The following is a 22657-nucleotide window of genomic DNA, read 5'->3' on the forward strand; positions in this document are numbered from 1 at the left end:
ACTGTGATATGAATTGTTTTTCATTCAAATATTACTTAATTAGTGATGATCTGAAATAATACTGGATGAAAATAATTGATCTTCATGACCCTCAAAGAGTTGACAAATCTCCAGATGATGTAGAAATTTTAATGTCTTCAGGAAATTTCACTCAAGATGAGTTTGTAATTTCTAAGGTGGAATTGCGTCTTTACAATGAACGAATTGATACTGAATTGGGTACTTTTTCTCTAATTACCTCTTTTGTAGTGACTGACAAGGGTTCAGTGGAAATGATTTATGATGAAGGATTTCGTGGAGATAATCCTTTGAAAAGAACTAGAGAGTTTTTGATTTCAAACTTGGGCATATCTGCTTTGATATTGCGCTCAATAATTTGTCTGCGTGAAAAATTAGATTAACTCAAATTCCTACTGAGTATTCTTACTGATAATTTCTGCTTGTCCCTTAAGTAGAAAATTCTCTTTTTTGCCAATATGAAACAAAATACCAAAAAACATTCATTGCTATTAGCACTACCTGTGCTTGCAGCACTTGTTTTTGGAACAATTGGAACTTCTAATGCATTTGCAGAAGATGCAAGTTTTGGAATTGTTCCAGATTTGGTTTCACTTGAAAAGACTGATGCGTTTTTAGATGTATCATCTGAATCCCCAGTAGACAAAGCTGTAGTTCAATTTAGAGGCGGTACTGATGGATGGGCAATCATAGGTGGTCAAGCATATGATTCAAAAATCGGAATTACCGGAAAAGCTGTTCATCAAGGTGATGGCGTTTGGAAAATAAAATCCAAAGCTGACATTGCTGTAGAAAACAGACATGCTACTCTAGAATTGAAAGGTAAAGCAGTTGATGGAAAACTTCGACTACATGGAACTGGAACATTAGATGGCGGAGAACCATTTAGAATAATTCTAAGAGGTAATTATGCTCCAATCTATGACCAACCAGGAGATTTCGTACTTGACTGGTCAATGGCTAAAATACAAAACATGGAAAATGGATTTAGAATTCCATTAGCACAAAACGGTGTAATTCATGTAGAGCCAGTAATGTCTATTGAAGAATTAGATTCTTTAGAAAGTGAAATAAGTATTGAGGAGTAATCCTCTCTTTTTTTATTTTATTCATAATCTTTTGTTTAAGACTGTATACAATATTTGCATGGAGAAAATTTCTCTTTCAATGCTTCTTCAAGGATATCTGGAACAAAGTATGTTTTATCCTCTTTTTTCACATAGTAAATTTTGCAATCTGGAATCATACTGGCCAAATCATGAACTACCATATCTGATTTATTTCCAAGATATCCTACCATGATAAAGAATCATTCCATTTTGCTGTCATGTGTTATTTTATACTATATGTCCTATAAACTAGATGAAAAATTGAAGTAATACTATGATTTATTTTCTAAACACAAATTACATAATTTTTCAAAAGTCATGCTTTTGTTTGGCTTAAATTTATTCCCGCAATCTTCACATGTATTTTGTAAAATCAATTTTTCAACTGTGTCTTCATTTTGTGGGTTAGTCAATTATCCTCATTATTACTATTTGATTTATCCAGTTCATTTTTTAAATTATTATCACATTTTTTGATCTCTTCTTCTATTTTATTGATTTCTTCAATTGATAGGGTGAACTTGAATTCATCTTTTTTTGATGATTCCGCTTTGGATGTAATTTTATTGCTCGACATGTTTTACAATCCAATCTTTAACGGCCATATCTGTGCGATGATCTTGGCATCTTACATGAGGACATGGAATTAGTCTCTGACAATTCTCGTCTTCACATTTTCGATAATTTCCAGGAATGTTGGTGTTTTTAGGTGTTATTTGCAAATTATGAATTCCATTTAGAAATGTAATGCTGCTTTTTAGTTAATTTATGAAAAATCATTTTTTAAATTAAATTTTTAGATGCTTTTACATTCACACTTTTGTTGTTTTTCAAATCTAGGATATTTTAGCTTATGGCATACATCACAGTATAGTTGATTTGACACATCTATCTAATGCTGATTTGTGTATTAAGAGTATTGTATGATTCATCTACACTGAAAATTCAATCTTGTATATTTTAGAATCATTGGTTTTGCGATGTACTGATGTTGCCTTTAATATCAAGTATGTTTCCACATGTATCACATTCCCACTCTCCATTACAACTTAACTGGCTTGAATTCATGCCACTTGAAGTATTGCACACTTTACATCTTAATGACATTATTTTTATCCTTGTTAGTTTTCACTTTGGTTTTTGTTAAATGGTGTTTTTCATGTTCTCGTACTTTGTCAAACGTATCAACTGTTCCTTCCCAGTGAAAATCACATTCACTGCATTGATATTTCATTTTAGTTTCTCACATCTTTTTGGTGTGTTGGAAGTTTTTTGCTTGCTTGTCTTAAAAGATTCAAATTTTAATTTAATGATATTTTTTAACATACTTTTAGTAGCGTTCCTTTCATATATACCGGCGTAATTCAAATTAAAAAAATACTAGTAGCCTTCTTCTCCTGGGAAAAGAAGACACCAATAGTTTGCATTAGTCTTTGCAGATTTTTTTTGACCAATCTTACATGGTCCGAATACCTTTCCAGCAGATAACTCTGACTGGTAATTTGGAACTCTCTGAATCTGCTTAACTATTGCTGGTGTTACAAAAAATGAACTTACCATTTGATTGTTCACATCAAATGTCTCCACAGTATCTATTACATTGTAATCTGTCAATCCATCATCTCCGATGGCCTCCTTTGGGGTATACGGAGATGGTTTGCCTCGATTGGTTCGAAAGTCTTTGATGTTGATGATTTTGCCTAAAATCTTGCCTATTCCTACGGCTTTGGTTTGTTCCTGTGGTTTGTTGTAATCACCTAAATTGATTTGAGTTTGTGTCGTTTCGTTCATTTGTGATTCAACATGATTTACTTCGAATTCTAAATGAGTTGTGTCTTTTAAGAACTAGTGACGCCAAGTCAACAGTAATTCGACATTTTTCAAATTTTAATTATCATCAAAGAGGAAAATCTGACTAAATTTTCTAAAATTTCCAAAAATACTAAGGATTTTAAACTTAGGATAATTGATTTGAATACATGCGAATATTGCAACTTCATTGTGACAGCATAGAGTACACTCCGACAAAAAAAGAGATCAAATCTGCTGAGGACATTGAAAATCCTGAAACTCAAAGATTAGAAGAACTTGTGGTAGTTTTTGTCGCAATAGAAGATGGTGATGACTCTTCTGTAGCACAGGATGCTATTTCACAAATAAAAAACTCTATGGAAAAAATTGGCTGTAAAAAATTATTGTTATATCCATACGCTCATCTTAGTTCAAATCTTGCAAAACCTTCTACTGCTATTTCTTTGCTCAAAGAGATGGAGTCATCTGCGTCTGATCTTGATGTTTCTCATTCTCCCTTTGGATGGACCAAATCATACAAACTTCAAGTTAAGGGACATCCGTTAGCTGAAAGCTCCAAAGTTGTAACAAAAGATTCAGCTACACAAACTGAAGAACTTACTTCTGATGCGTTAAAGGGCGAATCAAAAATTAGATCTATTTGGAAGATAATGTCTCCTGATGGAACAATGTCGAACATTGGAGATTTTGATTTTACAAATCACAAAAAACTAGAATCACTGGCAAAATATGAATCCGCAAAGCAGCGTCATGTTGATGAGCCTCCACCACATGTTGCACTAATGAAAAAAATGGGAATTGCAGATTATGAACCGGCTTCTGATTCTGGCAATATGCGATTTTACCCTAATGGACGATTGATAAAATCTCTAATTGAACGCTATGTGACTGATAGAGTAAAAGAATATGGTGGATATGAAGTTGAAACACCAATCATGTATGATTCTGAACATCCAAGTATGGTTAGTTACTTTAATCGATTCCCTGCACGACAATACAATATTGATTCAGAAGGCAAAAAATTATTTTTGAGATTTGCAGCTTGCTTTGGACAATTCTTAATGGCAAATCAATACCAAATGTCTTACAAGAATCTTCCTTACAAATTGTATGAGCTAACCAGATACAGCTTCCGACGAGAACAATCCGGGGAACTAGTTGGACTGAGACGACTTAGAGCATTTACGATGCCTGATTGCCATGCGTTTTGCAAAAACATGGAACAAGCAGTAGAGGAAATTAAAGTTAGATTTGATTTATCTCAAAGTGTCCTAACTAATCTTGGAATTGATGGAAATGACTATGACATGGCAATCAGATTTACTGAAGATTTCTACAATGAAAATAAAACTGCCATAGAGGAACTAGTCAAGAAACATGGAAAGCCAGTGTTAGTTGAAATGTGGACAGAAAAATTCTTTTATTTTGTTCTAAAATGGGAGTTTAACTTTATTGATGGGCTTGGAAAAGCATCTGCTCTATCTACCGACCAGATTGATGTAGAAAATGGTAGCCGATATGGAATAGAATTCATTGATGAAAATAACACTCCGCAACATCCGATAATTTTGCACAATTCCCCTAGTGGTGCAATTGAGCGAATCATTTATGCACTACTTGAAAAGGCTGCAAAAGACTCCAAAGAAGGAAGAAAGCCACAATTCCCATTATGGCTAGCTCCAACACAAGTGAGAATTATTCCGCTAAATGCTGAATTTGACGAGTTTTGTAAAACACTATGTGAAAGAATATCTGTAAATAATATTCGAGTGGATATTGATGATAGAAATGAGAGTATTGGAAAAAGAATTCGTGAAGCAGAAAAAGAATGGATTAGATACATTTTGGTGATTGGTCAAAAAGAAGCAAATTCACAAAATCTTAGCATACGTGATAGAAAAACTGGTGATGTTCGCGAAATATCCTTTGATGATTTCCTAAATGAAATACATGAACAGACAAAGGAAAAGCCTTTCACGGGTTTGAATTTGCCAAAATATCTCTCAAAAAGACCTCAACTGATGGTGTAAAAAATGAGTTTTTTTGATTTATACATGAACAGGAATCCTCTCATTACTTCTTCAGATGATGACACAGAACCAGTAGCTACCATATTTGGAGTTCCTTTTGATTCCACTCACTCTTACAAACCTGGTTGCAGATTTGGACCTGATGCAATTCGTGATTCATTTAACAACATTGAGATATTCCATCCTGATCTTCAAGTTAATTTAGAGACTGTAAACATTGAGGATCTAGGAAATACGCGTCATACTGTTGTTGCATCAGAAATGATTGACATGGTAAAGAAAATAACTACTGAACTTGTTGCAAAACAACGACAGCTTTTCATTTTGGGTGGTGAGCACTCTATTACATTTGGCACATACACAAGTTTTCCAAAAGAAACAGGCTACATTGTATTTGACGCTCATTATGATTTACGCGATGAATTTGCAGATATCAAACTAAGCCATGCCTCTTACCTTAGGAGAATTGTAGAGGAGAGAGGCTCTGATAATATTTTACATGTTGGTGCTAGGGCATTTGTTAAAGAGGAATTGGAATTTCTTAAAGAAAATAATATCAAAACAATCTCTGATAGGGAGATTCGGGATGGAAAAGGACCCCAATTAGTAAAAGACTATGTATCTACTTTTGATGCGATTTATTCCAGTTTTGATCTTGATGTTCTTGATCCTGCTTTTGCTCCCGGCGTTGGAAATCCTGAGGCAGTAGGAATCACATCAAGGGAATTGTTTGACATGATTCATTCATTCCAAGATACAAAGGTAATTGGAGCAGATATTGTAGAATTAAATCCTTACCATGATAATGGCTCCACTGCATCACTTGCAGCAAAAATCATCTCTACATTAATTGCCATGAATCTCTCTCCAAATCAATAAAATTACTTTTCATTTGATTAAGTTTGGTTGCACTGTTGAGAAAATCTGGTATCTTCCTGTTTGATCTGATCAAACTATCTCTTATGAGTAAATTAATTTCAAAGTAATTAATGCATGAATTATTTAGTCAAGTTATGGATTCATTTGATGAATCAATGATGGAAGAATTAAAAAAAGAAATTAAGAAATTAGCAGAATAATCGTTAGTTTTTAGAATACGGGTATTTCGTATCTATTTTTTAAATCCTCTAAAATCAAGTTTCAGCTAAAGTTATAATCTAGATTAGAAAAAATTTGAATATGGGATTCAAAAAAGGCATTAACAAATGTGTAGAGTGCGAGAAGAAAATGAAAGAGGATCCTGATGAAACAGGTATGTGTAGTAAATGCGGTTCAGAACAAACTCGTATTGAAACGGCAATATACAAAGAATTACTCAATGAAGGAAGATTCCCATAACCTGGGTTCTGATATTGGGATTTTAGAAAAATTATAGACTTGAGCGTATTGGTGTTTAAGGTCTACTCTTTTGTTAATATTTTAGGCTCCATTAAGAGTCAGATGGGAATCGTACTGTTAATAACAGTGAGGTTTGCGGGATTATACCGTTGCTAAATAATCTAAGAGAGACACTTCGACCAACACTTGAAAAAATTGGAAAAGGATTTGCATCCACTGGATTATCGCCTAATTTTTGGACTGTTGTAGGTCTAGTAATTGCATTAATTTCGGCAATAGTTTATGGTCTTGGAATTGAATTTGGATTAATTATTGGAGGTGTATTGTTACTTGTTTCAGGATTTTTTGATATGGTTGACGGTCAAGTAGCTAGAGTAACTGGAAAAACTTCTAAAAAAGGCTCCTATCTTGATTCAATGTTTGATAAAATTGCTGAAGTTGCAATATTTTTAGGAATTTTGGTTGGGGGTTATGCAGAACCTTATCTTGTATTGCTTGCAATCACTTTGTCATTATTGGTAAGTTACGCTCGAGCAAAATCTGATGCAATTGGAATAAAGCTTCAAGGGATTGGTATTGGTGAAAGAGCAGAAAGACTGCTGGTAATTGCCATTGTTGGAATAATTGGGTTCATGGATATTGCAGTTCTAATTGTTGTAATAATTGCAGGGATTACTCTGATTCAAAGAATGATTTTTACTGCAAAAAATATTGCCGAATAATACTAACGAAGTTTACCGCGTTTTCTTCTATTGTCTTCTGATCTAATTTTGAGAATCTTAAAGTGAATAGCACAAGAAATACAATACCATTTCAAAACTGTTGGGGATGCAATGTATGCGCCTTGTGCACGTAGTTCTTTTGCTAAGGTGTGTTCTACTAAATTTAATCTAGATGTAACTTTTTTTGCTTTGTCTTTTGGAACTGTTTGACCACAGTTTGTACATTGAACTGTACCTGATGATCCTTTTCCTCCTTTAGTACGTCCTCTACTTGCACGCTTAAGTGGCATGCAAATAAACAATTTTGCCTACTTATATTCTTGTGGACAAAAATAATGCCTGTTTCTGGAATTTCCTGATTTTTCTGAGATTTTCCAAATTTTGAGAATGACTGCTTACGATTGATCATTTTGATCACCTTTATTGGTATTAATACAAAATCTGTACTAAATTTAATGCAAGAACAGGATCTAAACACTAAAAATTTCAAAAAGAATGAACTGGGTATTATTGAGCATATCAATGATGTGAGCTTGGAGTTCTCCTCTATGCTGGGATTGGATTTCCAGGCAGGGCAGATTTACATGAATTTGCTGCGAGTTGGACCGACCACTACTGGTGCACTGGCAAAAGAGATGAAAATTGATAGAAATAAAATTTATAGAATTATTGATGATTTAGTGAATTCAGGTTTTGTTTCAATGACTCTATCCAGTCCAAAACTATGCATCGCAACAGAGCCTGAAAATGCAATTGAGCTAGTCTTGCATAAAAAGAAAAAAGAGATAGATAAAATAAATAAATCTAAAAAAGAAATTATCCAAAAAATACAAAGTGTAGTTGCTGCACCACTTGGAACATCTATTCCTACATTCCGTGTAATTCAAGGATTAGACAATGTATATTCTAGTATTGGCATGTCTATAGAAAATTCCAAAGGTATAGTCTACATTGTGACCTCTATCAAAGATATCATTCGAATGTATCATAGTGATATTCCCGAAAAAATTAAAGTGTCTACACAAAATGGTGGCAAAGTCTTTGTAATAACAAATTCTGATGAGAAAAAAATGATTCCATACATTAAACGATTAAATGCCACAGACGTGAAAATCGGCAAGCTGCCATCAAATGGAAGGATATTGGCATTTGAAAATAAACAAATGTTCATGTCTGATTCTACAAACGCTAATGACTTTATGGATGAAAGTTCTGATATTTCGTTATGTACTGATGCAACAGAAATGACACATAACATCTCAAAACTATGTCAATTTTTGTGGGAGGTATCTTCCCCAATAAATCTAAAATGATAAATTATTTTTACAAAACAATCTCTAGACTTTATGACAACTCTTCAACTGACACACTAATGTTTAGCAAATCACTGATTTTAGTTGCATTCGTTGTGGAGATTAGCTGATTGGTAACAATACTACTTGCTGGGATGGATGATGTTGTAGTACATGCAGGTGTGCCCCCTGCTGATGGATTGAATACTCCTATTGGACCTTCCATTACTAGACACACCTCATACGAATGTGAATTTAGGGTATCTTCATTGCCTATTGAAAAATTTATTGCATCTGTCTCAATTACCCCGTCTTCTGCAACTTCTTGAATGAAATCAATTGATGTGATATTTACACTTGGGGCGGGTACTTCCACATTGTCACTTGCGCCAATCAAATTGAATGAAAGGGGTGTTGAGATACTAGCTCCGAAAGCCAGAGATGATGTTGCCAAAATTACCATTCCTACCAGAAAATAAATTATGAGACTACCCAAATTTTCTACTCCTATCGTTTTCTTTATTTTGTTTTATTCGAAAATCTAAGTTTTTTTTCCAAAGTAAACAATTCTAGATCTACGGAATGTTTTCAATTAAGACCGTGTTTGTAATATTTTACAATCAAAAATTCTGAAAAATCTGATAAATTCTCAACAAATTTGATCCATGTTTTAATTCTAGATCGAATTATTTGTAATGATAGTAATGCGAGGGCTTTGTCATAACTGCTTTAGGTCAGCCGTTGAGCTAGTTGTAGAAAAGGGTGTAATTATTTGCAAAGATTGCTTTAACAAAAAAATGCAAAAAACTAAATCTCTTATCTCCAAAAACAAAAAAATGAAATTAGCAGTATTTGCACATTGTGCTATAGATACCATTACTATAGATGGCTCAAATTATGAGCAAATTGGAGGCTCTGCTTCTTATTGTGGGATAACTGCACGACAATTCAAATTTGATGTTGATCTGTTTACAAAATTTGGTCCAGATTTTCCAAAGCAATATCTTTCTGAAAACAAAATAAATTTTATAAATTCCGAATCTAAAAAAAACACTACAAAATTTGCAATTAGTATTACTGGTTCAGATAGAACGCTTAAACTAGAAAACGAATGTGATGCTATAGACTATTCGTCTGTGAATGCTGATGGTCATCTAGTGAGCCCAATATATCATGAAATAACTGATGATGTTTTTAAAAAAATTAAAAATAATTCAAATTTCCTCTTTGTTGATCCTCAAGGGTTTTTGAGACAAAAAGATGATCAAAATAATATTGTTTTAAAAAATACTGAACTTGATTTATCTGGTGTCAATGCAATCAAGATAAACCCTGAAGAGGGGAAATGTCTTGTAAATGGAACTCATGATGAAATGATGCTGGCATTACAAAAAAAAGGCATTGAATATGTGCTTTTGACCAATAAGACTAATGTCTCTCTATTGGTTAAAGACAAAATTTACTCTATTACCCTTCCAAACAAAAACATTCATGATACTACTGGCATTGGAGATATCTTCTGTGCTACTTTTACATGTACTCTGCTAAAGGAAAAAGATTTTTTGTGGGCACTCTCATTTGCTGGTGGTGCTGCTCAAGCAGCACTTGACTCAAAAAATGTTGGCTTGCAAAAAATACCTTCAAAAGGAATAGTTCAAAATAATGCTGTGTATTTTTACAATTTAATTAAATTCCGAAATCTATGATTCTCTCTTTAAAAAAATCTATCTTCAAAGTTAAAATTTATTTTTAGATTTATGGATTCAAATTTTTAAAATCAAGACATTTAGGATCAAACTCATCTAGGTATCTTGGTTTTTTAGTCAAACTATCTTCCACCCAAATCTCACACGTTTCAGCATCAATGAATTCCCTATCTGCATTATTAGTAACTATTTGCAACATGAGAACGCCTAGAAGAACTATGATCAAAATTATTGGTAATTTTTTTGAAGAAATATCCACAAGTTTGCTCTGTAAATTTTTAAACTTAAGCCTATTGTTTGGAATGCTGTCTGGCAATTCATATTATTCTGGTCTTATTGTTGAAAACCAACAAAGACAAATATTGAAAAATCATTATATCAAAATTATGGATGGTCCCTCAGAAATTAACTCAGTCTATTGGGATGAGAGTACGAAATCTTGGAAATACAAGATGATTTCAGTTGAGGAATACCATGGGTTTGTAGAATGTCAGCATTGCAGAAAACCAATGTCCCATAATGTAAAATCTGATGGGGAATTCAAAGTAGTTTATGTAAAATGTGGTTGCACTAGAGATGGGTTTTAATTTTTAATTATTACATATCAACATGCTTAAGTTCATTATATTTGGAGAAAATCGGTGAATTCATTTGAATAATTTAATTATCATAATCATTGTGATAATAATTGCGATTGCTATTGGAATAATGGGTAATTCCAATTATCAGGAAGTTGCATCTATTCGAGATCAGAATAATCTCAAACTCACAATAGATGACTGTAAGAGATTATTTGATGTAGGAATTGAACGGTATGATTGTTTTGATAAATCTATCAATGCCTTTGGAACTGATGAGCAAAAACAACAATGGAGATTAGGATACTTTAATCCTTAAAAAAAATCGATTCAGTCTTCAAAAGGATTTTTCAACAAAAATCAGGATTATTCCATGACCAGACTAGTCATTATTCTTTTATTCTACTGAATTGATTGTTTCTTCTGTGCAAATAGGAATCTATGGTTCAGGAACTGCAGAAAATGCAGCAAAGATAATCAAAAAAATTTTGGATGAGAATGGAATTAAATCATTTCCAATGCCAAAATCTAAAGGAAAAACAACTGACTGTGTTATTGTATTGGGTGGTGACAAGGGAGTAAGAAATTATTTTCATAGGACTTTTGACTCTACCTCTCCTGTTTTGGGTATTAGTGAAGGGGAAGCAAGCGGATTTCTGGCACAGATTGAACTAAGAGAATTTTCATCGTTTGTTGGTATACTAAAAAAACAAAATTACACTGTTGAAGAAGTCCCAAGACTCGGTGTGAAGATTGATGGCAAAAATGTCTATCCTGTTCTAAATGATGTTGCGGTATTTTCATCAAAGAGCGCCATGCTTATGGAGCACACACTGAGAGTAAACGGTGAAGAAGTTTGGCACGATAATAGTGACGGAATAATTGTTTCTACGCCTATTGGCTCTTCTGCATATTCAATGTCTGCAGGAGGACCTGTCTTGTTTCAAGACTCTAAAGTCTTTGAAATAATTTCAGTAAACTCTCTTGATGTAACACGAAGACCGATAATTGTGTCAAATGAAAGTTTGATTGAAATTGATGATGTCTCTGCAAGATTACATTGTGAGGCAGTCCTTGATGGTCTTGATAGATTCAAGGTAAACAAAACAGTAGAGTGTACTCAGTTTTTCCCACCTGCAAAAATCATTCGTCTAAAAAAAGACTCTACTGCAATTTCTGCACTGGCAAAAAAAGTTCATTTGGCAGAAGAGCTACTCAGTATGCCACCAAGCTCAAAATTACTTCTAAAGACATTAGAATATGAAGGTGCATTAACCCAAAAGGATCTCGCAAATAAGACATTGCTACCAGATAGGACTGTTCGATTGGCATTAAGCCATCTACTGAAAAAGGGATATGTCAAAAAGAAAGTCTCTATTCGAGACGCTCGACAAAAAATTTACCAAATATCAAAAATTGAATAACTAAGCAAAGTCTCTGGATATCTTTCTTGTATGTGATGTATCATTTTCTGTTGCAATCCTGACTCTCTTCTCAATATCTTCTTTGAAACACTTATCAGAGCAAAAACCTTTGATTCCTATTTCGTAATCTTTATTGCATATTTTGCATTTTTTCATAAGTTATTCTGACTCGTTTTGATTTCATATATAGTGAAAACGGGAAATTCCCAATGTTGGAATTGCTTGAAATATAGATTATTTCTCAGATGCTGCTTTAAGAAATGCTGTAAAAGATTCCTCTGGATACCCTGGTCTACTATTGAATTCGGGATGGAATTGAACTCCTAGGTAAAACTTGTGAGATGGAATTTCTAATATCTCCATTCTTTTTCCTCCATCGCTATCAGCTGAAAATATCATTCCATTTTTTTCAAATTCTGGTATATACTTGCTATTGATCTCATATCTGTGTCTGTGACGTTTATTGATGGAATTTGAATTGTAAATTTTATGTGCATTTGTGTTTTCTTTAATCATTACTTCATTTGCACCTAATCTTAGTGAACCGCCCATGTCTGATACATCTTTTTGTTCTGGCAGTAAATCCACAATCGGGTTTTTGGTATCTGGTTTGATTTCTGTGGAATTACCATCCTCCAAATTCACCACATTTCGTCCAAATGCAATTGCTGCCAATTGAAATCCAAAACAAATTCCTAGATATGGTATATTTTTTTCGCGTGCATAGTTTGCTGTATTGATTATTCCTTCTGACCCTCTTGTACCGAAACCTCCAGGAACTAAAATGCCATCAAATTTTGATAAAATACTATAATCTGAAATTGATTCTGAGTCTATCCAATCAATGTCTACTGATTTTCCTATTTTTGCACCAGCATGTTTTAGTGCATGATTTACACTTACATAACTATCTGAAAGTGTTACATACTTTCCAACCATTGCAATCTTTACCTTTTGGTCTTCATGATTTTCCATATTCTGGGCAATTTCATTCCACTTGTCCCAATTTGCAGATGCATTGACCATTCCAACTTTGCCAAATTTTGTAAATATTGCATCCATGATTCCTTGATCATATAATATCTGTGGAACTTCAAAAATTGATTTTGCGTCATGGCATGATAAAACATCTTTTGGTGTTACATTTGTAAACATTGCAATCTTCTTTTTTGTTTTTTCCTCTAGCTGTAATGTGCATCTCACTGCCAAAAAGTCTGGTTGAATACCTATTCTTCTGAGTTCTTGTACACTATGCTGTGTGGGCTTTGTTTTTTGCTCTCCCACTACATCTAATGAAGGAGCTAAAGTAACATGAACGAAGATTACTCCTTGAGGACCTTCCTCAACTCTTAGTTGTCTGAGTGCCTCTAAAAATGGCAATGATTCGATATCTCCTACTGTTCCACCACACTCTACAATCAAAAAGTCTAGTTTTTCATCTTCGGCTATTTTTCTAATTCTATTTTTTATCTCATCTGTAACATGTGGAATTATTTGCACACATGCTCCAAGGTATTCTCCTTTTCTTTCTGCTTCAATTACTGATGAGTATACTTGAGCAGTTGTTATGTTGTGACTTTTTGGAATGTCTTGATTTAGAAATCTCTCATAATTTCCAATATCCATATCACACTCTCCTCCATCTTCTGTGACAAAGACTTCACCATGAGCTACTGGATTCATTGTACCTGCATCATAATTCAGATAAGGATCTATCTTTATGCAAGAAACTTTTTGGTCGGCTAACTGTAATAACTTTGCAATAGATGAGGTAGTTACGCCTTTTCCAAGGCCAGACATCACACCACCTGTAACAAAAATAAACTTTGTCTGCACATTAATGAAACGAGTATCTGGTTTTTGTATGTTTTGACGATCATAATGATTGAAATAATAGATTGATGTAACCTGATTGTGAGACTCTCATTATTTGCCTTGTCTATTTTTACTGTGTTTATTCTCAGTTCTAGTAGTATTGTTTTTGCAGAAACTACCTATGAAATTAAAATTCCTTCAGGTGCATCTGATCCTGGTGCCCCATTCTTTTGGTCTGAAAAAACAACTGGTGTGACCACTGGGATAATTACAGTTCATCCGGGTGATTCTGTTACTTGGGAAAATGCTGACACTGCATTTCATACAATTACATCTGTATCTCAGTCTGGTGAAGAAAATGGTCTGTTTGATAGCGGTTTTTTCACTGCAGGTGATTCATACACAAGACAATTTGATGAACTAGGAGATTTTTACTATTACTGTAGTCTTCATCCTTGGATGAATGGCGTGGTTCATGTCGTAAAGGATCCTGGGAGTGTTCAATCCATTTCTAATGTTGCTTCTGGATATACTGATGACGGCTTAGGCTTTGAAGTAAAATACGTTTTAGATACTCATCTTGCAAAGGCAGTTCATGTTGACCCTGATGGCCGCTCTTTGACATTTACAATTCCTGGTGAGACAAAAAATGAACAAATTTCGTTAATCTTGCCACCTAAATTAATTGAAAATCCAAATACAGCATGGGTAGATGGGGAAATGGTAGATATTGAAATAGAAGAAACATCCACTGGTTCAAAATTAATTATTCCTATTAAACCAAATTCAAAAGAAATCAAAGTAATGGGATCTTATGTAATTCCTGAGTTTGGATTTTTGGCAATGGCTGTTTTGAGTGTTGGACTTTTCTCAACTTTATTCATTGCTAGATCAAAATTTTCTTTTATTAGATAATTATACAATCGTTCAAAAATAATTCATTTTTTAAACGACTTTAAGAAATTAGAGACGACTATTTTTTATTTTTCCTAATGCATATACTATTGATAACTATCTAGTTTGGTGGTCATAACTGAAATAGAGTTCCCCCTCCGTGCAGTTTGAGAACCTGACCACCATATCTTTGACGGTATGGTTATTTTTTTAGAATTGTGTTCTTTTTTAGATTTTTTGTAAATGATGCAATCTTTGACTCTAGTTTGTTTTGAGAAGTTTTCTCTATCAATTTTAGATATGCACTGCCAACAATCACTGCATCTGCGCCTGCATTGATGTATTTTTTTACATCATCAGGCGTTGAAACCCCAAATCCTACCCCTATGGGAATTTTTCCCTTTGTATGTTTTTTGACATCTTTTATTGCCTTTAGTGTATAATTTTTAATTCCTGTTTTGACTCCTGTTGTGCCAAACACTGCTACTAAATACAAAAACCCTGTTGAAACTTTGGAAATTTTTTCAATTCTTCTCTTTGAAGTATTTGGAGAGATTAAAAATATTGTATCTGCATTATTTTTTGCAGCATCAATATACTCTTTTGATTCTTCAACAGACATGTCTGGAAGGATAAATCCATCGATTCCTGCCCTTTTTGCATCTTTGATAAATTTTGAATATCCTTTATGATACAAAATATTCGTATATGTCATTAGTACCAGTGGCGTATCTGTCTCTTTTCTAATTTTTTTAACTAGGGAAAAAAATTTGTTAATCTTTGTTCCTTTATCTAATGAGACAGTACTTGCATTCTGAATTACTGGGCCATCAGCTAATGGATCTGAAAACGGAAATCCTAATTCAATTATGTCAACACCTCCCTTTACCAGTCCTCTAACAGTTAAAATCGTGGCTTTTTCATTTGGGAATCCTGCCATGATGTATGAAATCAGCGCTTTCTGATTTTTCCTCTCTAACTCTGCAAATTTTTCTTTAATCTTTGACATTTTTATTCAAATAATTTTGTACTTCTTCTACGTCTTTGTCTCCTCTTCCAGAAAGCGTCACTACGATAGACTCTGATTTCTTTCCTTTCTTTGCAACTTTGATTGCCTCAGCAATTGCATGAGCTGATTCAAGAGCTGGAATAATCCCCTCTGTCCTTGTAAGCAAAAGGAATGCATCAATTACTTCTACATCTGTTGCTGAGTGGTATTTTATTCTCTTTGTATCCTTATAGTATGAATGCTCAGGGCCGACACCTGGATAGTCCAATCCTGCAGAAATGCTATGTGTTTCAGTAATCTGTCCTTCCTCATCTTGAAGAAGATATGTCATCATTCCATGCAGAACTCCTTTGGAGCCTGCAGAAAGTGTAGCTGAATGCATTTTTGATTTTAGCCCTTGTCCTGCTGCCTCCACTCCGATTATTTCGGCATTGGTATCTACTAGTGGATAGAATGTTCCTATTGCATTGGAGCCTCCTCCAACACATGCAATAACACTATCGGGTGCTTTGTTGTTGATTTTTTTCATCTGTACTTTTATTTCCTCCCCAATCACACTTTGAAAATCTCTTACCATGACAGGATAAGGATGTGGACCCACAGCTGAACCAAGAAGATAATATGTTGTCTCTACATTTGTAATCCAATCTCGAATTGCTTCATTAATTGCATCTTTGAGAGTCTTTGAACCTGATTTTACTGGATGCACTTTTGCTCCAAGTAAATCCATTCTAAAAACATTAAGCTTTTGTCTTATCGTATCCTTGTATCCCATGTATACTTCAGCTTTCATACCCAAAGCTGCACATGCCATTGCAGTTGCTACACCATGTTGCCCTGCACCTGTTTCTGCAATGATTCTTTTTTTGTTCATTTTTTTTGCAAGTAATGCTTGCCCTAGTGTATTGTTAATTTTATGAGCCCCTCCGTGTAGTAGGTCTTCTCGCTTTAGATAGATTTTAGCTCCTCCAAGTTTTTCTGATAAATTTTTTGCATAGTATAACGGAGTAGGGCGTCCTGCATACACTTTTAGATAATAGTCTAGTTCTTTTTTGAAATTTTTATCATTTTTGAACTTAAGATAATTCTCCTCTAATTCTTCAATTGCAGGAACGAGTGTCTCTGGAATGTATTTTCCGCCAAACTCTCCAAATCTGCCATTCTTAGGATATTTCAATATGCATTCACCAATTTTTTTACCTGTTCTTGAATGTTGTCGCTTTTCATTATACTAGAACCAATCAGAAATGCATCTGCGCCTAATTTTTTTAGGTAATTGATATCTTCTGGTGTCTCAATTCCGCTCTCTGATAGAATGACTCTTGTTTTTTCATATCCTTCAAGGACTTTTTCTGTGGTCTTAAGATCAATTTCTAGCGTATCTAGATTTCTGTTATTGATTCCAATAATGTCAGCTTCTGTCTTTAGTGCATTTTTAAATTCTTCTTTAGTGTGAACCTCCAGGAGAATTTCGAGTCCTTGCTTGTGCCCATAACTGATAAAATCATCGATATCTTTGAGGAATTTTTGATCAAATAGTGACTGTATTACCAGCATATAGTCGGCTCCTATCTTCTTTGCAGCATCAATCTGAACTTTATCAATCATGATGTCTTTCATTAGTAAGGGTACATCGACTGCTTGTCTTACCTTCATAAAATATTCTGGTGAGCCATTAAACAGATGCGGTTGAGTCAAAATTGATAATGCTTTTGCCCCACCCGCAATCATTTGACTTGCAATACTTACAGGATCTGATGTTGTTCTGATCTTTCCAAGTGAAGGTGATGCAAATTTTATTTCTGTTAAAAGCGTTGCATGTTGATTCGTCTTAATGATTTGTACAAAGTCTTTGTTAGATTTTTGCAAATCTGCATCAATCTCATACACTCCATCATTAATTGCCATTTGAGAGTTGTTTACGAGTTTTCTTAGAATGTTTTCTGCCATTATATCATCTCTTTTAATTTTGAAATATCTCCAGTGTCTGCAACAAATTTCTCTAATAATGAAAATGCTTTACCATCTTTAATTGTGTCTAATGCAATCGGTACTCCTTCTTCAAAATTATCTGCAATATTTGCAACAATCAAACCTCCTGCTGCATTAAGTGCGGTAGTCTCAATCATTGCTTGATTTGCAGTATTGTTTAAAACTCCCACAAATGATTTTATTGCATCCTCTCTAGTTTTAATTTGAATATCTTCTAGTTTTGATTTATGCAGACCTACAACTTCAGGATCAATTGCATTCATCAGAACTTTGTCATCTCTTAAAATGCATACGCGATTAACTGCACTGGTTGAGAATTCATCCATCCCGTCATCTGAGCGTACTGTCATAATGTTTTCTGCACCCTTTCTTTTTAGAATTGCAGGTAATCTGTCAAGAAACTCTGTTGAAAAAACTCCCACAAGCTGATTTTTTACTCCAGCTGGATTTGAAAGTGGCCCAAGTAAATTAAATGCAGTTCTTCTTCCTAACTGCTTTCTTGCATTTGATACGTACTTCATTGCAGGGTGAAATTTTTGTGCAAACATAAAGCAGATGTTGTGCTTTAGCAATATTTCTGAAATTTGTGCAGGATCTAGGCTCAAATCATACCCAAAATATTCAAAAATATCTGCACTTCCTGAAACTCCTGAGCTTGAGCGATTTCCGTGCTTTGCAACAATTCCTCCTGCAGCAGCTACTACAAATGATGCAGTGGTTGATACATTAAATGTCTGGAGTTTATCCCCTCCGGTGCCGCACATGTCAATTACAGTTCCTTTGTTTTTTGTATCTACTTTTAGCGAGTACTCTTGCATTTTATCTAGCATCCCCAATAACTCATCGTCTGTCTCTCCTTTTTGTGCAAGATTTGATAGAAACTCTGCATTTTGCTCATCATTTGTTTTCCCTGATAGAATGTCGGTCATGACAGAGTTCATTTGATCATAAGTCAGATCTGTCTTTTGTTGCAGTTTTGCAATAATCTCTGAAATCATTTCTTTTCTCCTGATTTTGGTTTTCGTTTAATTTCTTCAATAACTGTATCTAAGAATATCTGTGTGTCTTTTGGAATTTTCTCAAACTCTTCTTCTGAAAAACTCTCATAAAATACCCAGTCATCAAATTTTTTCATATAGTTTTGAAAATCAAATGGAATGTTGTTTTCTTTTGATGAGTCCTCTATTCCTTTTCCAACAGAGTATACAAATATCAGTGCCTCTCTGGGGTTTTCTTTTAGATATTCTCCAATGGTGTAAGGCTTTGGATTGTCAGAAATCACTCTTTTGTATAATATTGATTTTTCAATATTTTGCATTGTAGACTCTATTGTAAATGTCAAAAAATTATCTAATCCCTCTATCTCTTTTTTTAATTCAAATGAATTTAATTTTGTATTTTTTTTAACGCATTGCTCTACTAACATATGAATAAAATCATCTGGAATGCTTTCATCTGAATAGTATTTTGTAAATCCGTACACTGAAACTAGTTTTTCTCTGTCTGAAAGCAATTCAGTCATGATGATTCATCTCCTAGGCTCATTTTGAGCCTGATTTTCTCTCCTTTACTTGATTTATGAAGTTCTCTAGAATCTTTTTTCCGTCTTCAGTCATTATGGATTCTGGATGGAATTGAACTCCTTGAATGAGATATTTTTTGTGACTAATCCCCATAACTTCTCCATCATCCTCAGCTGTTGCTGTAACTTGCAAAATATCTGGAATAATTGTTTTGTCTCCAACTAAACTATGGTATCTTGTTGCCCTAAATGGATTCTTTACATTTTGGAATAACTCTGAATTTGAATGCTTTACCGGGCTAGTCTTTCCATGTCGAACACATCCTGCATTGGTTACTTTGCCGCCAAACGCATGAATAATTCCTTGGTGTCCTAGACATACTCCAAGAATTGGTGTTGTGGGCCCAATCTCTTTTATGACATCTGAGCATACTCCAAAATATTTTTTTTCCTCGGGAGTTCCAGGCCCTGGAGAAATTATTATTCCGTCATAGTTGTTATGTTTTATCTGCTCTAAAGTAATTTTGTCATTTCTAATCACTTTGCTTTCCACTCCCAATTCCCCTAGATACTGTGCAATGTTGTATACAAATGAATCATAATTGTCGATAATTAGAAATTTCATTTTGATGCCTCCTTTAATGCTTGAAGCATCGCCCCAGCTTTGTGTTCTGTTTCTTTGAATTCATTTTCTGCAATTGAATCTGAAACAATTCCTGCACCTGATTGTACAAATCCGTCATCACCGTCGATGAATATACTTCTAATTGCAATCGCAAAATCACAGCATCCATTGTATGAGAAATATCCCACGGCACCTGCATATGGCCCTCTGGCTTCTGTCTCCAACTCATCAATTATCTGCATTGCGCGAACCTTGGGGGCACCTGACACTGTCCCTGCAGGAAATACTGCTTGAAACGCATCAAACATGTCGTTTTCAGGAGCCAAATTTCCAACTACATGACTAACTATGTGCTGGACATGACTGAATCGTTTTATCTGCATTAATGATTCTGGATGAACACTTCCATACTTGCAAACTCGACCTATGTCATTTCTGCCTAAATCAACTAACATAGTATGCTCTGCCAATTCTTTTTCATCATTAATTAATTCCTCTTCTAGTTGTTTGTTTTTTTCTTCATCATCAGTAATTTTTCTTGTTCCTGCAATTGGAAATGTTTCGACTTTGTCATTTGTAATTCTAACAAGCATTTCCGGTGATGCACCAATGATTGTTTTTGTTCCTTGTTTTAAATGATACATGTATGGTGAAGGATTTAGTTTTCGTAAAGTTTTGTATAGTGTTAGATTATCCCCTTGATTTTTGAATGCAAATTTTCTAGATAATACTACCTGAAATATGTCTCCATCGTGAATGTATTTTTTTGCTTTGTTTACAATCTCTGAAAAAGTTGCTTTATCCATGTTCGGTGTTACTTCACTGGAGTGATACTCGCCAAACGTGTCATCATTCATTCTTAATTTATCAAATCTATTTTCATCATGATAAAAATAGAATAATTTCTTGTGTAAATTATCATAGAGTATGCCATCATCATAAATTCCAAACTCCATTAGTGGTTGTTTTGAATTGTGCGAATCTGCAATGTCTTCAACTAATCTTATTGCATCATAGTTTACCACGCCCACTGCTCCGCCTAAATATCGATAACTTTGATCATCTGATTTTCCTAAGAGTTTTTTTAGTTCTGAGAACGGGTCTGTAGTTTGAATGGTTTGGGTTTTACCATCTGAAATTATCTCTACCTTGTCTGAATACCCTTTAAGGATAATTTTTGGATCAAATCCCATCACAGATGTCTCAGCTAAAACTTCTGGTCCTGTCAATGACTCGAAGAGAAATGAATGTGAATAGTTTCTTGATATTTTATTATAAATTTGAAATTGGTTTTCAGATAAATCTAGGGGTATTACTTTTGCTTGAGCATTTCCAAAGGTGTCCACCCATAAACAAAATTCCAGTTCTTTATTATTTAAATTGATGAGTGGGTTTTGATGTCGTAGTTTTTGTTTAAAATTATTAATTTCTCAGGCATGATTACATTACCGTATGGTACGGTACCTTTATATCATATTTGATCGTATCAAAATTACCATGCAGGGGGTAAATCAGACTATGATGCATAATATGCAAAGTCTATCAAAATCACAAACATCTGTTTCAAAAATAGAGTGCTATGTATGTGGTAAGGGATTAGAAGATGGTCATTGCATTACTGCCAAGACGTTGCCTAATGGAACAGTTCTATTTTGTGATGTTCATTATTCGTTACAATAGGTGATAGTAATTTATTTTATGTTCTATTTTTTCAAAAATTTAATCAATCAACACTTTTTTTAGAAATCATATTCCCAAATGTTATTAGTATTTTACATGACTCATGATATCGTGTATCGATGATCATATTACAATTAGTGCAGCTACGTAAGGATGGTCTCCTACAAAAGATGCATACTGATATTGGAACAAGTGCTCCATCACATCTGCTACACGCATAAAAAATGCTCTTTGAGAGAATAACGTCATCCTTTGAATTTATGGACTGGTTTTGAGAAATGTTGGGGATATGTTTCTCATCATTGTAACGATTTTTGATAACACTTGTTTCTCTCAAAGAACTCATGAATTTATTTGGTAAATTTTGTTATATGAGAATTACCTTCATGCTGTGGCATGCCATATGCTATAGTAAAACTAGTTTCTGGTATTGAAATAGTATCATTGGAATGTTTTTCTGACTTTGAGTGATTTTTCCTTTCCGCTATCCCAGGATAATTTTATTGAATCAACATTTCCCGATGAAATTTCTGTCCAAAAGTCAGCGCACTGTTTTGACAATAGTTTTTTTGGCAATATGATTAAAGATTTTTCAGAATTTGATTGGAATAATATTTTGTTTTTTGATTTTTCCTCTTCATTGCAAACATGGTATTTTAAAAGATGATATTTCTCTCCAATTGATTTGTTATATGTCAGTTCAAATGATATGTTATTGTTTTGAGAAACTTTGATTATTGGTGGGGTAAAGTAAAGTTCAGAATTTGAATCTTTGAATAACTTTATGCAACTATCTATGATTCTGTTATTTTTGTACCTCTCTTTGTACATAACTTCTCCAAGTTTAATATAGTTGGAAAGATGATTTTTGCATCTAATTTCAGTAATGGTGGGCTTTTCCCCAAATGCTTCAGCCAAAAGATTTGGCATGATAATAGATGACATTAACATTAATCCTAAAACCATGCCCTTGCCCTTCAAACAAGCCATCCCAAAAACATCCAAAATTATTGTTATTTATCCAAAGATTTTGGACTGTGGCATGCCTAGAACCCCTATTTTTGCTAATCTTGCTTGGATGCTGTTCTAGT

30 protein-coding genes are annotated in these 22657 nt (G+C 34.0%); 13 read left to right on the forward strand and 17 right to left on the reverse strand.

The features are described 5' to 3' along the window. The first annotated feature begins 65 nt into the window (after positions 1-65). Both NADRNF5_RS05125 and NADRNF5_RS05130 read left to right on the forward strand, forming a co-directional pair. On the forward strand, positions 66-401 hold the full coding sequence (locus NADRNF5_RS05125) for a hypothetical protein (RefSeq protein WP_048116072.1): 336 nt from the start codon (positions 66-68) through the stop codon (positions 399-401). Positions 402-476: 75 nt separating this feature from the next. Continuing rightward, positions 477-1106, forward strand: a complete 630-nt coding sequence (locus NADRNF5_RS05130) for a hypothetical protein (protein ID WP_048116073.1) — start codon at positions 477-479, stop codon at positions 1104-1106. A gap of 35 nt (positions 1107-1141) precedes the next feature. Here NADRNF5_RS05130 and NADRNF5_RS11315 read toward each other — a convergent pair whose 3' ends face one another. From NADRNF5_RS11315 to NADRNF5_RS05135, 5 genes are all read right to left on the reverse strand, one after another. After that, positions 1142-1318, reverse strand: coding sequence for a hypothetical protein (locus NADRNF5_RS11315; RefSeq protein ID WP_192828361.1), 177 nt, complete (start codon positions 1316-1318; stop codon positions 1142-1144). 218 nt (positions 1319-1536) lie between these two features. Continuing rightward, positions 1537-1704, reverse strand: a complete 168-nt coding sequence (locus NADRNF5_RS11120; protein ID WP_160289387.1) for a hypothetical protein — start codon at positions 1702-1704, stop codon at positions 1537-1539. Further along, positions 1691-1849, reverse strand: a complete 159-nt coding sequence (locus NADRNF5_RS11320; protein ID WP_192828362.1) for a hypothetical protein — start codon at positions 1847-1849, stop codon at positions 1691-1693. Before NADRNF5_RS11320 ends, NADRNF5_RS11120 begins: the two co-directional genes overlap by 14 nt. 368 nt (positions 1850-2217) lie before the next feature. Then, positions 2218-2361, reverse strand: a complete 144-nt coding sequence (locus tag NADRNF5_RS11575; protein WP_237089361.1) for a hypothetical protein — start codon at positions 2359-2361, stop codon at positions 2218-2220. Positions 2362-2507: 146 nt separating this feature from the next. Next, a complete protein-coding gene (locus NADRNF5_RS05135; RefSeq protein ID WP_048116074.1) occupies positions 2508-2918 on the reverse strand; it encodes a hypothetical protein in 411 nt (136 codons plus the stop codon). Between the two features lie 188 nt (positions 2919-3106). Between NADRNF5_RS05135 and NADRNF5_RS05140 the strand changes: the two genes are divergently transcribed. The 4 genes from NADRNF5_RS05140 to NADRNF5_RS05150 all read left to right on the forward strand — a co-directional run bounded on the left by NADRNF5_RS05140 (position 3107) and on the right by NADRNF5_RS05150 (position 7029). Next, on the forward strand, positions 3107-4969 hold the full coding sequence (locus NADRNF5_RS05140) for a threonine--tRNA ligase (protein WP_048116075.1): 1863 nt from the start codon (positions 3107-3109) through the stop codon (positions 4967-4969). 3 nt (positions 4970-4972) lie between these two features. Further along, positions 4973-5848: an agmatinase gene (speB, locus tag NADRNF5_RS05145; protein WP_048116076.1), complete on the forward strand. Its 876-nt coding sequence runs from the start codon at positions 4973-4975 to the stop codon at positions 5846-5848. A gap of 300 nt (positions 5849-6148) precedes the next feature. Then, the gene (locus NADRNF5_RS11125; RefSeq protein WP_160289388.1) at positions 6149-6307 is read left to right on the forward strand and encodes a hypothetical protein; all 159 of its coding nucleotides are present in this window, start codon (positions 6149-6151) and stop codon (positions 6305-6307) included. Positions 6308-6456: 149 nt separating this feature from the next. After that, positions 6457-7029 (forward strand): CDP-alcohol phosphatidyltransferase family protein, encoded by a 573-nt coding sequence (locus NADRNF5_RS05150; RefSeq protein ID WP_048116077.1) that lies wholly within the window; start codon positions 6457-6459, stop codon positions 7027-7029. 2 nt (positions 7030-7031) lie between these two features. Here the strand turns inward: NADRNF5_RS05150 and NADRNF5_RS05155 are convergent, their stop codons facing one another. After that, positions 7032-7319 (reverse strand): 30S ribosomal protein S26e, encoded by a 288-nt coding sequence (locus NADRNF5_RS05155; RefSeq protein WP_048116078.1) that lies wholly within the window; start codon positions 7317-7319, stop codon positions 7032-7034. Positions 7320-7484: 165 nt separating this feature from the next. On the opposite strand from NADRNF5_RS05155, the gene NADRNF5_RS05160 reads away from it, so the two are divergent. Next, entirely contained in the window at positions 7485-8342 is an 858-nt protein-coding gene (locus tag NADRNF5_RS05160; RefSeq protein WP_048119105.1) for a TrmB family transcriptional regulator, read from the forward strand. Between the two features lie 31 nt (positions 8343-8373). On the opposite strand, the gene NADRNF5_RS05165 is transcribed toward NADRNF5_RS05160, so the two are convergent. After that, the gene (locus tag NADRNF5_RS05165; protein WP_148313074.1) at positions 8374-8817 is read right to left on the reverse strand and encodes a hypothetical protein; all 444 of its coding nucleotides are present in this window, start codon (positions 8815-8817) and stop codon (positions 8374-8376) included. A gap of 340 nt (positions 8818-9157) precedes the next feature. Here NADRNF5_RS05165 and NADRNF5_RS05170 point away from each other — a divergent pair, with 340 nt between their 5' ends. Next, positions 9158-10027 carry a PfkB family carbohydrate kinase gene (locus NADRNF5_RS05170; protein ID WP_048119108.1) on the forward strand — a complete coding sequence of 290 codons (870 nt, stop codon included), beginning with the start codon at positions 9158-9160 and terminating at the stop codon, positions 10025-10027. A gap of 49 nt (positions 10028-10076) precedes the next feature. On the opposite strand, the gene NADRNF5_RS05175 is transcribed toward NADRNF5_RS05170, so the two are convergent. Then, positions 10077-10286 carry a hypothetical protein gene (locus tag NADRNF5_RS05175; protein WP_048116080.1) on the reverse strand — a complete coding sequence of 70 codons (210 nt, stop codon included), beginning with the start codon at positions 10284-10286 and terminating at the stop codon, positions 10077-10079. 43 nt (positions 10287-10329) lie between these two features. Here NADRNF5_RS05175 and NADRNF5_RS05180 point away from each other — a divergent pair, with 43 nt between their 5' ends. The 3 genes from NADRNF5_RS05180 (at position 10330) to NADRNF5_RS05190 (ending at position 12029) form a co-directional block, all read left to right on the forward strand. Next, entirely contained in the window at positions 10330-10614 is a 285-nt protein-coding gene (locus NADRNF5_RS05180; RefSeq protein ID WP_237089362.1) for a hypothetical protein, read from the forward strand. A 64-nt stretch (positions 10615-10678) separates the two neighbouring features. Beyond that, on the forward strand, positions 10679-10924 hold the full coding sequence (locus NADRNF5_RS05185; protein ID WP_148313075.1) for a hypothetical protein: 246 nt from the start codon (positions 10679-10681) through the stop codon (positions 10922-10924). 106 nt (positions 10925-11030) lie between these two features. Continuing rightward, positions 11031-12029, forward strand: coding sequence for an NAD(+)/NADH kinase (locus tag NADRNF5_RS05190; protein WP_048119127.1), 999 nt, complete (start codon positions 11031-11033; stop codon positions 12027-12029). A gap of 234 nt (positions 12030-12263) precedes the next feature. Here the strand turns inward: NADRNF5_RS05190 and pyrG are convergent, their stop codons facing one another. Next, entirely contained in the window at positions 12264-13865 is a 1602-nt protein-coding gene (gene pyrG, locus NADRNF5_RS05195; RefSeq protein WP_048116081.1) for a glutamine hydrolyzing CTP synthase, read from the reverse strand. A gap of 78 nt (positions 13866-13943) precedes the next feature. Between pyrG and NADRNF5_RS05200 the strand changes: the two genes are divergently transcribed. Continuing rightward, the gene (locus tag NADRNF5_RS05200) at positions 13944-14759 is read left to right on the forward strand and encodes a plastocyanin/azurin family copper-binding protein (RefSeq protein ID WP_048116082.1); all 816 of its coding nucleotides are present in this window, start codon (positions 13944-13946) and stop codon (positions 14757-14759) included. 181 nt (positions 14760-14940) lie between these two features. Here the strand turns inward: NADRNF5_RS05200 and trpA are convergent, their stop codons facing one another. From trpA to NADRNF5_RS05235, 7 genes are read right to left on the reverse strand one after another with little or no spacing between them, the layout of a single operon-like run. Beyond that, positions 14941-15747 (reverse strand): tryptophan synthase subunit alpha, encoded by an 807-nt coding sequence (trpA, locus tag NADRNF5_RS05205; protein WP_048116083.1) that lies wholly within the window; start codon positions 15745-15747, stop codon positions 14941-14943. Continuing rightward, positions 15734-16924, reverse strand: a complete 1191-nt coding sequence (trpB, locus tag NADRNF5_RS05210) for a tryptophan synthase subunit beta (RefSeq protein ID WP_048116084.1) — start codon at positions 16922-16924, stop codon at positions 15734-15736. Before trpB ends, trpA begins: the two co-directional genes overlap by 14 nt. Next, positions 16921-17697, reverse strand: coding sequence for an indole-3-glycerol phosphate synthase TrpC (locus tag NADRNF5_RS05215; RefSeq protein WP_048116085.1), 777 nt, complete (start codon positions 17695-17697; stop codon positions 16921-16923). Before NADRNF5_RS05215 ends, trpB begins: the two co-directional genes overlap by 4 nt. Next, the gene (trpD, locus tag NADRNF5_RS05220) at positions 17697-18737 is read right to left on the reverse strand and encodes an anthranilate phosphoribosyltransferase (protein ID WP_048116086.1); all 1041 of its coding nucleotides are present in this window, start codon (positions 18735-18737) and stop codon (positions 17697-17699) included. Before trpD ends, NADRNF5_RS05215 begins: the two co-directional genes overlap by 1 nt. Next, a complete protein-coding gene (locus tag NADRNF5_RS05225; RefSeq protein WP_048116087.1) occupies positions 18734-19261 on the reverse strand; it encodes a hypothetical protein in 528 nt (175 codons plus the stop codon). The genes trpD and NADRNF5_RS05225 overlap by 4 nt, the downstream gene beginning before the upstream one ends. 19 nt (positions 19262-19280) lie before the next feature. Then, positions 19281-19886 (reverse strand): anthranilate synthase component II, encoded by a 606-nt coding sequence (locus tag NADRNF5_RS05230; RefSeq protein WP_048116088.1) that lies wholly within the window; start codon positions 19884-19886, stop codon positions 19281-19283. Further along, complete coding sequence (locus tag NADRNF5_RS05235) at positions 19883-21232, reverse strand: anthranilate synthase component I family protein (protein WP_048116089.1); 1350 nt, start codon at positions 21230-21232, stop codon at positions 19883-19885. Before NADRNF5_RS05235 ends, NADRNF5_RS05230 begins: the two co-directional genes overlap by 4 nt. Positions 21233-21383: 151 nt before the next feature. Here NADRNF5_RS05235 and NADRNF5_RS05240 point away from each other — a divergent pair, with 151 nt between their 5' ends. Next, a complete protein-coding gene (locus tag NADRNF5_RS05240; protein ID WP_192828363.1) occupies positions 21384-21566 on the forward strand; it encodes a hypothetical protein in 183 nt (60 codons plus the stop codon). A gap of 441 nt (positions 21567-22007) precedes the next feature. Here the strand turns inward: NADRNF5_RS05240 and NADRNF5_RS05245 are convergent, their stop codons facing one another. Continuing rightward, a complete protein-coding gene (locus NADRNF5_RS05245) occupies positions 22008-22556 on the reverse strand; it encodes a hypothetical protein (RefSeq protein WP_148313076.1) in 549 nt (182 codons plus the stop codon). Positions 22557-22657: the final 101 nt, after the last annotated feature.

Origin of the sequence: Nitrosopumilus adriaticus (assembly GCF_000956175.1) — an archaeon.
In the GTDB taxonomy this organism is placed as follows: Archaea; Thermoproteota; Nitrososphaeria; order Nitrososphaerales; family Nitrosopumilaceae; genus Nitrosopumilus; species Nitrosopumilus adriaticus.